Raw genomic sequence first — 10876 nt, 5'->3', positions numbered from 1 at the left:
GGATCGGTTGGGCGTCAGTTCCGTGGGCGTCAGTTCCGTTGGCCGAGGAAGACCGTCACCAGGCCGATCACCACCAGCAGCGAGCCGGCCCAGGTCCACACCGAGGTCCGCTCGTGCAGCAGCGTGGAGCCGGCCAGCACGATCAGCAGATAGCCGAGGGCGTTGAAGGGGTACGCGATCGACAGCGGAACCCGGGCGAGGGTGGACATCCAGGCGACGGCGGAGATCGCGAAGACGGTGAGGCCCAGCACCACCCAGGGGGTGGTCGCGGCGCGCACGGCCAGGGAGCCGCCGGCCCTCTCGGCGGCGGTCGCGGCGGCCTTCATGCCGTGCTTGAGCATGATCTGGCCGGCCGCCGAGGAGAACACCGCGAACAGCAGCAGCATCAGGCTGGGCAGGGTCAACGTCCGCCTCTTAGACGCCGAGGCGGTGGGTGGGCGCGTCCACGGGGACGAACTGACGGTTGAGGATGTCCTGGACATCGATGTGCTCCCCAGCGATGATCGTCCGCGCCGCATGCGGGGTGAGCAGTGCGACGTACTGGTAGCCGAAGAGGGTGGGCCGCAGCCGGGTGAGCACCTTCGACACGGCGCCGAGCACCCGGGAGACCGGTCCGCTCCCGAGCACGGACCAGAAGGGCGCGCCGGTGGCGCCGATGGACAGCACGTCGTACCCGGCGGCGCGCACGGTGCGGCGGAGGCTGGCCCGGCTGAAGAACCTCAGGTGCGTCTCGTCGAGGATGCCGCGCCGGTCGTAGTCGAAGATGCCGAGCGCGACGCGCAGCCGTGAGTACCAGTGGCCGAAGTTCGGCACGGACAGCAGCACGTGTCCGTCGGGGCGAAGTACGGCGCGCAGTTGGGCGAGGAGGCGTTCGGGGCGGGAGAGGTGTTCGACGACGTCGCCGGCGACGACGTAGTCGTACCCCTCGCCGATGCCCTCGGGCAGGCCCTCCTCCAGGTCGGCGAGGAAGAAGCCCCCGGAGCACTTCTCGCGGACGCCGTCGACCTCGACGCGGTCGATGCCGGTGACCGTGTGGCCGAGGGCTTCGAGGCGCTCGGCGAACGCGCCGCCGGAGCAGCCGACGTCGAGGACGCGGCCGGGCGGCAGGTCGCGCATCCGGTCCAGGATGACGGCGTGGGAGGAGCCGTCGCCCTCCTTGAAGGCGTACTCGACGGGCTTGGGGATCCACCCGCACGTCCCGAAGCCCTTCTTGGCCAGCCGGTATTCGAGGACGTCCTTGACGACGTCCTTGGCGTAGCGCATGCCGTTGACGTAGCAGATCTCGTCGCCGTAGTAGGTGGGGATGGGGATCTCGCGGATGCGCATCCCGGCGTCGGCCATCTGCACGATGATCTGGGTGTCGAAGTCGAAGGCGTCGGTGTTGCGCTCGATGGGCAGGCGCCGCAGGGCATCGACCTTGTAGGCACGGTAGCCGGAGTGGAACTCGGTCAGCTCCGATCCGAGCAGTCTGTTCTCCAGCCGGGTCAGGACGCGGTTGCCGAGCCATTTGTAGAGCGGCATGCCGCCTCGGAGGGCGTCGCGGGGCCGCATCATCCGGGACCCGAACACGGCGTCGCACTCGCCGCGTTCGAGGGGCTCGACCATCCGGGGCAGCAGTTCGGGGGCGTACTGCCCGTCGCCGTGCAGCAGGACGACGATGTCGAGTCCCCGCTCGGCGGCGAGCGCGTACCCGGCCTTCTGGTTGCCGCCGTACCCGAGGTTCTTGGTGTGCCGCATGACGACGGTCGGCGGCATCCCGTCGAGCTGGGACCAGCGGCAGCCGGCGGTGAAGGTCGCGTCATGACTGGCGTCGTCGAGGATCAGGATCTCGGCGATCCTCGGCCGGAAGTCGGCGGGGATGCGGTCGAGGGTCTTCTCCAGCGTCGTTTCCGCGTTGTACGCCACCACCAGGATGCCGATCCTGGGACTGGTCGCGCTGCTGCTGTGGCCTTCCGTCACGGGCTTCTCCACTCTCGCGGGGGGTCGGGGGCAGGTCAGTCGGTGGCGGGTGCCGGGGCGGGCCGGGCCGGGGGCGGTGCCGTCGCCTGGGCGGGCCGGCGTCCGGTGGCGACCGCGCGGTGGATGGCCGAGGCGACGCAGAGGGCCAGCACCGCCCAGCCCAGGGCGCCGAAGGCCATCTCCGTGTCCGTCCAGTGCACCGGCCGCTGGCCGGAGTAGACCGAGGCGGCGACGGCTCCGACGACGGCGCCGTACGCCACGCCCTGCCACAGGCCGACGACGAACAGCCCGGCCGCCGGCCACGCCAGGTACTGGACGCCCGACGCCGTGCTCAGCAACAGCAGCAGCCCGAGCGTGGTGGCGACGGCGAGCGGCGCGTCGGCCGGGCGCCGCCAGACCAGCCAGACGCCCACGGCCATGATCCCGGCGACGATCAGGAAGTGGCCGTCGCCGCGCAGCAGCGTGACGTACGACTCCGGGACGTCGGCCCAGCGGGCGAAGCGGACGATGCCCCAGAAGCTGAAGTTGCCGCCCGCGTACTCCAGGACGTTCGCCTTCAGCCCGCCCGGTACGGTCACCACGACCGGCCCCCACACGGTGAGGAACAGCGCGGCGAACCCGGCCGTGAACCGCAGCAGCACGGGGCGGCCGCCGGCGCGCCAGGCGGTGGCGAAGAGCAGCGGCACGGCGACGACCGGGATGAGCTTGACGCTGAAGCACAGCACCGCCGCGAGCCCCGCCACCACCGGCCTGCCCCGGTCGACCAGCAGGTACGCGGCGGCGAACGCGAACATCACGGCGACCGAGTCGGTGTTGCCGTGGTAGCCGGACGTGGCCACGAGCACCGGGCAGAGCGCCGCGCCGACCGCGCACCACACCGCCGTGCGCAGCGAAGTGGCCCGGCGCCGCACGATGGCGAACACCAGCAGCACGGTGACGAAGTCGGCGAGACACGCCGGGAAGCGGATCAGGGGCCGCCACGGCACGCCCTGCTGGGCCAGCCACTCCAGTCCCAGCAGCATCCAGCTCGCCAGCGGCGGGTGGTTGTAGACCGGCAGCCACGGCATCTGCTCGGCGTAGATCCGTACCGGGTCCGTCCGGGCGATGGCCCGTGCGAAACCCCAGAAGAACCGCACATCGGCCGGCCCGCGCGTGTTCGCCGCGAGCGCCACTTTCGACACGAACGCGACCGCCGCGACAGCGATGACGATGATCCGGGCTTTCCGTACATCCCAGGACAGGGACGACATTCGGACGTTCATGGTTGTCGAACGTAGCAATACCGACCACACCACGCGAAGCACCTATTAACACACTTAAGCCGCAATGCAGTTCACCGCGTGGGTGCTGAGTGGGCGTTATCGCGCCGGGGCGGCTTCGCCGAATCACACGTATGGCCCACGGCGGCACGTAATTCGTGGCGCTCAACTCTCGTTCACAACCTGCACCTTGTCCCCGTCAGTTGAGGCAGACAGGCAGGCCAGTGAAGTGAAAGCACTCGTCCTCTCGGGGGGCGCCGGTACCCGGCTGCGCCCCATTACGCACACGTCCGCCAAACAGCTCGTCCCCGTGGCCAACAAACCGGTGCTCTTCTACGGGCTCGAATCGATCGCCGCCGCCGGAATCCGCGAGGTCGGCATCATCGTCGCCCCCGACACCGCCGAGGAGATCCGGGCGGCCGTCGGCGACGGCTCGCGCTTCGGCCTCGTCGTCACCTACATCCCGCAGCACGCCCCGCTCGGCCTCGCCCACGCCGTGCTCATCGCCCGCGAGTTCCTCGGGGACGACGACTTCGTCATGTACCTCGGGGACAACTTCATCGTCGGGGGCATCACCGACCTGGTGGAGGAGTTCCGCGCCACCCGGCCCGCCGCGCAGATCCTGCTGACCAAGGTGCCCGACCCGCGCGCCTTCGGGGTCGCCGAGCTCGACGTCGACGGACGGGTGGCCAAGCTGGAGGAGAAGCCCGCCCACCCCCGCAGCGACCTGGCGCTCGTCGGGGTCTACCTCTTCACCCGCGCCGTGCACGAGGCGGTGCGCTCCATCGAGCCGTCCGCGCGGGGCGAGCTGGAGATCACCGACGCCATCCAGTGGCTCATCGACGAGCACCGCACCGTCAAGTCGACCGTCGTCTCCGGCTATTGGAAGGACACCGGCAACGTCGCCGACATGCTGGAGGTGAACCGGTCCGTCCTGGAGCTCCTCACCCCGCGCAACGAGGGGTCCGTCGACGACGCCACCGAGATCATCGGCCGTGTCCGCATCGGCGGCGGCGCCACCGTGCGCGGGTCGCGCATCGTCGGCCCGGTGATCATCGGCGCGGGCACGGTCGTGGAGAACTCCTACATCGGGCCGTCCACGTCCATCGCGGAGAACTGCCGGGTCACCGACAGCGAGATCGAGTACTCCATCGTGCTCAGCGGCTCGTCGCTGCTCGGCGTGGGGCGTGTCGAGGCGTCCCTCATCGGCCGTAACGTCGAGATCACCCCCGCCCCGCCCATCCCGGCCGCCCACCGCCTGGTGCTCGGCGATCACAGCAAGGTGCAGATCTCGGCATGAACACCGCCACCCGTGTCCTGGTGACCGGCGGAGCCGGCTTCATCGGCTCCCACTACGTCCGTACGCTGCTGGGCCCCTCGGGCCCCGGCGGCACGGAGGTCACCGTCCTCGACCGACTGACCTACGCGGGCAACCCCGCGAACCTGGACCCGGTGCGCGACCACCCCGGCTTCGCCTTCGTGCACGGCGACATCTGCGACCCGGTCCTGGTCGACAAGCTGGTGTCCGAGCACGACCAGATCGTCCACTTCGCCGCCGAGTCGCACGTCGACCGCTCGATCCTGGGCGCCGACGCCTTCGTACGCACCAATGTGCTGGGCACCCAGACGCTGCTGGACGCGGCTCTGCGGAACCGTATCTCCACCGTCGTCCAGATCTCCACGGACGAGGTGTACGGCTCGATCGACACGGGCTCGTGGACCGAGGAGGAGCCGCTGCGGCCCACCTCCCCGTACGCCGCGACCAAGGCGTCCGCCGACCTGATCGCCCTGTCCTACCACCGCACGCACGGCCTGGACGTGCGGGTGACGCGCTGCTCCAACAACTACGGGCACCACCACTTCCCGGAGAAGGTGATCCCCCTGTTCATCACCCGGCTCCTGGAGGGCGGCCGGGTGCCGCTGTACGGGGACGGCTCGCACGTGCGGGACTGGCTCCACATCGACGACCACGTGCGCGCCGTCGAACTCGTCCGCACCCGGGGCCGCGCGGGCGAGGTCTACAACGTCGGCGGCGGTACGGAGCTGTCCAACCGCGAGCTGACAAGCGCGCTGCTCGACGCGTGTCACGCCGACTGGTCGCGGGTGGACCACGTCGAGGACCGCAAGGGCCACGACCGGCGCTACTCGGTGGACTGGACGAAGATCCGCGACGAACTGGGCTACCGGCCCGGCAAGGACTTCGCGACGGGGCTGGCCGAGACCGTCGCCTGGTACGAGCGGAACCGTTCCTGGTGGCGGCCCCTGCTGGACCGGGCGGCGCTGTGACCTGGGTGGTGACCGGCGCGGGCGGGATGCTCGGGCGGGAGGTGCTGCGGTGTGCGGGGGACGGCGCGATCGGCCTGACGCGGCGGGACCTGGACGTGACGGACCGGGAGGCGGTCCTGGCCGCGCTGCGGGCGCTGCGCCCTTCCGTGGTCGTCAACTGCGCCGCCTGGACGGCGGTGGACGACGCCGAGTCCCGGGAGCCGGACGCCCTGGCGGTCAATGGGACGGCGGTGCGGCACCTGGCCGAGGCGTGCGCCCTCGTCGGCTGCGCCCTGGTGCACGTCTCCACCGACTACGTTTTCGACGGCCACGCGCGCGTGCCGTACGCCGAGACAGCGGTGCCCGGGCCGCGCACGGCGTACGGGCGCACCAAGCTGGCCGGTGAGCGGGCGGTCCTGGAACTCCTGCCCGAGCGGGGGTACGTGGTGCGCACGGCGTGGTTGTACGGGGCGGGCGGCGCCAACTTCGTACGGACGATGATCCGGCTGGAGGGGTCCCGGCCGTACGTGGACGTCGTGGACGACCAGCGCGGCCAGCCGACCTGGAGCGCCGACGTGGCCGGGCTGCTCGTCCGGCTCGTGGGCGCGCCCCCGGGCGTCTACCACGCCACCAACAGCGGGGACGGCACCTGGTACGACCTCGCCCGCGAGACGTTCCGCCTGCTGGGCGCGGACCCCGGGCGCGTCCGGCCCACCACGAGCGCCGCCCACCCCCGCCCGGCGCCCCGACCCGCGTACAGCGTGCTGGGCCACGCCCGTTGGCGGGAGGCGGACCTGCCGCCGCTGCGCGACTGGCGGGAGGCGCTGGCGGAGGGGTTCGGGGCGCTGGTGGCGGCCGGCCGGTAGCCGGTCAGCGGCGGGTCGCCGGGACGCGCGGCCCGGTCGCGCCGGGCGTGCCGGTGCGGAGCGCCGCGTACCACTGGGCGCACGACTCGTAGGACGGCAGCAGGCCCGCGCGTTCGGCTTCGGCGAGCGTGGGGGCGGAGGCGTCCTTCTCGGAGAGTACGGGGGTGAGGCCGGCCGGCCAGTCGATGGCGAGGTCCGGGTCGAGCGGGTGGACGCCGTGCTCGTGGGCGGGGGCGTAGCCGCTCGAGCAGAGGTAGACGACGGTGGCGTCGTCGGTGAGGGCCATGAACGCGTGGCCGAGCCCCTCGGCGAGGTGGACCGCCCGGTGGTCCCGGTCGTCGAGCCGGACGGCCTCCCAGGCCCGGTAGGTGGGCGAGCCGGTGCGGACGTCGACGATCACGTCCAGGACGGCGCCGCGCACGCAGGTGACGTACTTGGCCTGTCCCGGCGGTACGTCGGCGAAGTGCACGCCCCGCAGGGTGCCCCGCGCGGAGACCGAGCAGTTCGCCTGGGCGAGCCCGAGCCCGTATCCGGCCGCCTCGTGGAGCTCCGGCGCCCTGAACCACTCGTGGAAGCTGCCGCGGTTGTCCCGGAAGACCCGCGGCTCCATGACCCAGGCGCCTTCGATGCTCGTCTCACGCACGCGTGACCCACCGTCCTTTCGTGTCGGTGGGTTCAACCGCCCGGCGCCCCGGCCGTCACCGAAGACGCCGCCGAGCGGGTGACGGCCCTCAAGCCCTCAAGCCCTCAAGCCCTCAGGCTTTCAGCGCCGCGACCGCCGACGCCGCCAGGTCGTCGAGGTAGCCCTCGGGGAGCGGTGTGCGGACCACGACCAGGCGCCAGTAGAGCGGGCCGATGATCAGGTCCAGCGCCCGGTCGGGGTCGGCGCCCTCGGGCAGTTCGCCGCGCGCGACCGCGTCGCGGACGACCAGGGCGGCCACGCCCTGCTGGCCGTCCAGCAGGGCCGCCTTGATCGCGTCGGCGATCTCCGGGTGGCGGGCGGCCTCCACCAGGAGGTCCGGGATGACCTGGGAGGCGACCGGGTGGCGCAGCGCGTGCGCGGCGACCTCCAGCAGGGCGCGGACGTCCCCGTACAGCGAGCCGGTGGCGGGGGCCGGGAGGCCCTGGGCGGCGAACGCCGTCAGCAGGTCGAGGACGAGCGACAGCTTGGACTTCCAGCGCCGGTAGACGGCGGTCTTGCCGACGCCCGCGCGCCGGGCGATGCCTTCGATGGACATGCGGGCGAACCCGACGGCCGCCAGTTCCTCGAAGACGGCGGCCCGGATCGCTTCGGTGACGTCCTCCCGGAGGACGGCGGCTCCGGCGGGCTGCCGGCGGGGCGGCGGTGTGCTCATGCCCGGGATCATAGCGCCGGCCCGCGCGTCACGACGGGACGGTTGCGTTCCGACGTCTCATCGTCCTACTCTCCCCGTAGCGACGAAACGGGTCCGTTCCGTCGCTCATCCGCCCGCGCCGAGGGAGACCGCCCTGTGAGTACGCAGACACTCGCGCCACCACCGACGGAGCAGCACGAGGACCTCCGCGCGCTCGCCCTCCGGCACGGGCTCACCGTCAGCGGCGCACGGCCCTCCCTGCCCGAGTACACCCGGCAGCTCTGGTCGAGGCGGCACTTCATCACCGCCTTCGCGACCGCCAAGCTGACCGCCCAGTACAGCCAGGCGCGGCTCGGCCAGGTGTGGCAGGTGATGACCCCGCTGCTCAACGCGGCGGTCTACTACTTCATCTTCGGCGTGCTGATGAACACCCGGGACGGCGTGCCGGATTTCGTGCCGTTCCTGGTCACCGGCGTGTTCATCTGGACCTTCACGTCCAGCTCGATCATGACGGGCACGCGCGCGATCAGCGGCAACATCGGCCTCGTACGGGCCCTGCACTTCCCGCGCGCCAGCCTCCCCGTCGCGCTGGCCCTGCAACAGCTCCAGCAGCTCGTCTTCTCGCTGTGCGCGCTGGTCGTCATCCTGTTCTGCTTCGGCGTCACACCCGGCTGGTCCTGGCTGCTGGCGGTTCCGGCGCTGTTCCTCCAGTCGCTGTTCAACACGGGCGTGTCGCTGGTCATGGCGCGGCTCGCGGCCCGGACGCCCGACATCGCGCAGCTCATGCCGTTCCTGCTGCGGACGTGGATGTACGTGTCCGGCGTGATGTGGAGCGTCGAGCACGTCCTCGCGAACAACCACCTGCCGCACGCCGTGCTGCTGGCCCTGGAGTGCAACCCGGCCGCCGTGTACATCGACCTGGTGCGCTTCGCGCTCATCGACAGCTTCACCTCGGACCAGCTCCCGCCGCACGTCTGGGCCGTGGCGGCCGGCTGGGCCCTACTGGCCGCCGTGGGCGGGTTCATCTGGTTCTGGAAGGCGGAGGAGACGTACGGCCGTGGCTGAAACGCATGCGGGGAAGCGGATTCCGACCGTCGTCGCGGACGGCGTGCACATCACGTACACGGTCCAGGGAGCCGGCCGGGCCGGCAAGGGCAGCGCGACGGCCGCGCTCGGCCGGATGCTGTCCCGGACGAAGGCGGCGCCCGGCACCCGGACGGTCCACGCCGTCAAGGGCGTCAGCTTCGCCGCGTACAAGGGCGAGGCGATCGGGCTGATCGGCTCCAACGGGTCGGGCAAGTCCACCCTGCTCAAGGCGGTCGCGGGCCTGCTGCCGACGAGCGAGGGCCGGATCTACACGCACGGACAGCCGTCCCTCCTGGGCGTGAACGCCGCCCTGATGGGCGATCTGACCGGCGAGCGCAACGTCATCCTGGGCGGGCTCGCGATGGGCATGTCGCGCGAGGAGATCCAGGAGCGGTACCAGGACATCGTCGACTTCTCGGGGATCAACGAGAAGGGTGACTTCATCTCGCTGCCGATGCGTACGTACTCCTCCGGCATGGGCGCCCGGCTGCGGTTCTCCATCGCCGCCGCCAAGTCCCACGACGTGCTGCTGATCGACGAGGCGCTGGCCACCGGCGACGCGAAGTTCCAGCGGCGCAGCCAGGAGCGCATCAGCGAGCTGCGGAAGCAGGCCGGGACGGTCTTCCTGGTCAGCCACAGCAACTCGGCGATCCGGCAGACGTGCGACCGGGCGATCTGGCTGGAGGCCGGACGGATGGTGATGGACGGCCCGGCGGGGGACGTCGTTGATGCGTATGAGGCACACACCAGGAAGAAATAGGGCATAGCGGGCTACAGTGCGCACCGATGACCATTTATCGGATCAGCGCACGCCGCACGCCAATCTTCACGGACCGGTCCTCAGCACTCCCGCTGGCCGCCGTGTGGGCCTTCACGCGCGCCGGGATGCTCGTGCTGCTGTGGCGCGACAGCCTCGGCATCGGCGGGATCGGCCGCGAGGTCTACCTGCTGTACCGGCACTGGTACCAGCAGCTCTCGCAGGGCACGTTCCCGCCCGACGACGTCACCTGGCAGTACCCGCCCGGCGCCGGGCTGGTGTTCCTGGCCCCGGGCCATGTGCCGGGGCTGACGTACTACCAGGCGTTCGTCGCCCTGACGCTGCTCGCCGACGCCCTCGTCACCTTCGCGCTCGCACGGGCCGGGACCAGCGGTGCCTGGCTGTGGGTGGCCGGCCTGCCGCTGCTGCTGCACCTGCCGCTGGCGCGGTACGACGTCCAGGTCACCGCCGTCGCGGTGCTCGGCCTGCTGGCCCTGCGCGGCGGGCACGCCCGGCTCGGCGGCACCCTGGCCGGGCTCGGGGCCATGGTGAAGGTGTGGCCCCTGCTCACCCTGCTGGGCACGCCGCGCGGGCACCTGACGCGCCGGGCGTGGGCGGCGGCGCTGGTGGCGGCGGGCGCGCTGTTCACCGTCCTGGCGCTCGGGTTCTCGCACACCCTGGACTTCGCCCGCCAGCAGGGCAGCCGGGGCGTGCAGATCGAGTCGGTCGGCGGCACCGCGCTGTCGCTGGCGAAGCTGTTCGGGTGGTGGCCCGGCGAGGTCCGCTACCGGTACGGGGCCTTCGAGCTGGCCGGGCCGTACGCCTCCAGCGTGGCCCACTTCGCGCTGGTGCTGACCGCGCTCGCCTTCTGCTGGCTGCTGCTGTGGCGGGTGCGGTCGTGGGAGTGGAGCGCGGCGACTCCGGTGGACGCCGCCCTCACCGCCGTGCTGCTGTTCACCGTGACCAGCCGGGTGATCAGCCCCCAGTACATGGTGTGGCTGCTGGGGCTCGGCGCGGTCTGCCTGACGTGCCGGGAGACCAGCCAGCGCACGGTGGCGCTGCTGCTGGTGCCGGCGGCGGCGCTCAGCGCGCTGGCGTACCCCGTGCTGTACGAGGACGTCATCGCCGTGACGCCGGTCGGCTGCGCGGTGGTGGCGCTGCGCAACGGGCTGCTGGTGGCGGCCGCGCTGCTGTCGTGCCGGCAGTTGTGGGCGGCGACGGTGCCGGGACCGCCCTCGCTCAAGGGGCTGTGAGACGCGGGGGGGGGGGGGGGGGGGGGGGGGGGGGGGGGGGGGGGGGGGGGGGGGGGGGGGGGGGGGGGGGGGGGGGGGGGGGGGGGGGGGGGGGGGG

The 10876-nt window shown here is 72.0% G+C and carries 11 protein-coding genes; 6 read left to right on the top strand and 5 right to left on the bottom strand.

Annotated elements, in window-relative coordinates:
- Window positions 1–29 precede the first annotated feature (29 nt).
- Genes ACZ46W_RS26725 through ACZ46W_RS26715 form a run of 3 tightly spaced genes read right to left on the bottom strand, consistent with a single transcriptional unit; the run spans window position 30 to window position 3221 of the window.
- Window positions 30–404 (bottom strand): DMT family transporter, encoded by a 375-nt coding sequence (locus tag ACZ46W_RS26725; protein ID WP_468342421.1) that lies wholly within the window; start codon window positions 402–404, stop codon window positions 30–32.
- A 10-nt stretch (window positions 405–414) separates the two neighbouring features.
- Complete coding sequence (locus ACZ46W_RS26720; RefSeq protein WP_468342418.1) at window positions 415–1959, bottom strand: methyltransferase domain-containing protein; 1545 nt, start codon at window positions 1957–1959, stop codon at window positions 415–417.
- A 35-nt stretch (window positions 1960–1994) separates the two neighbouring features.
- Window positions 1995–3221 (bottom strand): glycosyltransferase 87 family protein, encoded by a 1227-nt coding sequence (locus ACZ46W_RS26715; protein WP_468342415.1) that lies wholly within the window; start codon window positions 3219–3221, stop codon window positions 1995–1997.
- A gap of 226 nt (window positions 3222–3447) precedes the next feature.
- Between ACZ46W_RS26715 and ACZ46W_RS26710 the strand changes: the two genes are divergently transcribed.
- From ACZ46W_RS26710 to rfbD, 3 genes are read left to right on the top strand one after another with little or no spacing between them, the layout of a single operon-like run.
- Window positions 3448–4518, top strand: coding sequence for a glucose-1-phosphate thymidylyltransferase (locus ACZ46W_RS26710; protein ID WP_468342412.1), 1071 nt, complete (start codon window positions 3448–3450; stop codon window positions 4516–4518).
- Window positions 4515–5504 (top strand): dTDP-glucose 4,6-dehydratase, encoded by a 990-nt coding sequence (gene rfbB, locus ACZ46W_RS26705; protein ID WP_468342409.1) that lies wholly within the window; start codon window positions 4515–4517, stop codon window positions 5502–5504. Before ACZ46W_RS26710 ends, rfbB begins: the two co-directional genes overlap by 4 nt.
- Before the next feature lie 26 nt (window positions 5505–5530).
- Complete coding sequence (rfbD, locus tag ACZ46W_RS26700) at window positions 5531–6349, top strand: dTDP-4-dehydrorhamnose reductase (RefSeq protein ID WP_468343384.1); 819 nt, start codon at window positions 5531–5533, stop codon at window positions 6347–6349.
- Between the two features lie 4 nt (window positions 6350–6353).
- Here rfbD and rfbC read toward each other — a convergent pair whose 3' ends face one another.
- Both rfbC and ACZ46W_RS26690 read right to left on the bottom strand, forming a co-directional pair.
- Entirely contained in the window at window positions 6354–6992 is a 639-nt protein-coding gene (gene rfbC, locus ACZ46W_RS26695) for a dTDP-4-dehydrorhamnose 3,5-epimerase (protein WP_468342406.1), read from the bottom strand.
- 112 nt (window positions 6993–7104) lie between these two features.
- Entirely contained in the window at window positions 7105–7716 is a 612-nt protein-coding gene (locus tag ACZ46W_RS26690) for a TetR/AcrR family transcriptional regulator (protein WP_468342403.1), read from the bottom strand.
- Window positions 7717–7839: 123 nt separating this feature from the next.
- Between ACZ46W_RS26690 and ACZ46W_RS26685 the strand changes: the two genes are divergently transcribed.
- The 3 genes from ACZ46W_RS26685 to ACZ46W_RS26675 are packed head-to-tail and all read left to right on the top strand — an operon-like array spanning window position 7840 to window position 10779.
- Window positions 7840–8748 (top strand): ABC transporter permease, encoded by a 909-nt coding sequence (locus ACZ46W_RS26685; protein ID WP_468342400.1) that lies wholly within the window; start codon window positions 7840–7842, stop codon window positions 8746–8748.
- The gene (locus ACZ46W_RS26680; RefSeq protein WP_468342397.1) at window positions 8741–9529 is read left to right on the top strand and encodes an ABC transporter ATP-binding protein; all 789 of its coding nucleotides are present in this window, start codon (window positions 8741–8743) and stop codon (window positions 9527–9529) included. The genes ACZ46W_RS26685 and ACZ46W_RS26680 overlap by 8 nt, the downstream gene beginning before the upstream one ends.
- A gap of 26 nt (window positions 9530–9555) precedes the next feature.
- Complete coding sequence (locus tag ACZ46W_RS26675) at window positions 9556–10779, top strand: glycosyltransferase 87 family protein (RefSeq protein ID WP_468342394.1); 1224 nt, start codon at window positions 9556–9558, stop codon at window positions 10777–10779.
- Window positions 10780–10876 lie beyond the last annotated feature (97 nt).

Source organism: Streptomyces sp. NPDC031064, from assembly GCF_055570965.1.
The sequence above is the reverse complement of the archived record's forward strand: the minus strand, read 5'-3'. Positions and strand labels throughout refer to the sequence as shown.

Coding starts and splice junctions, on each gene's coding strand:
- ACZ46W_RS26715 (WP_468342415.1), bottom strand. CDS start 3,221: ATGAACGTCCGAATGTCGTCCCTGTCCTGGGATGTACGGAAAGCCCGG.
- ACZ46W_RS26690 (WP_468342403.1), bottom strand. CDS start 7,716: ATGATCCCGGGCATGAGCACACCGCCGCCCCGCCGGCAGCCCGCCGGA.
- ACZ46W_RS26675 (WP_468342394.1), top strand. CDS start 9,556: ATGACCATTTATCGGATCAGCGCACGCCGCACGCCAATCTTCACGGAC.
- rfbB (WP_468342409.1), top strand. CDS start 4,515: ATGAACACCGCCACCCGTGTCCTGGTGACCGGCGGAGCCGGCTTCATC.
- rfbD (WP_468343384.1), top strand. CDS start 5,531: ATGCTCGGGCGGGAGGTGCTGCGGTGTGCGGGGGACGGCGCGATCGGC.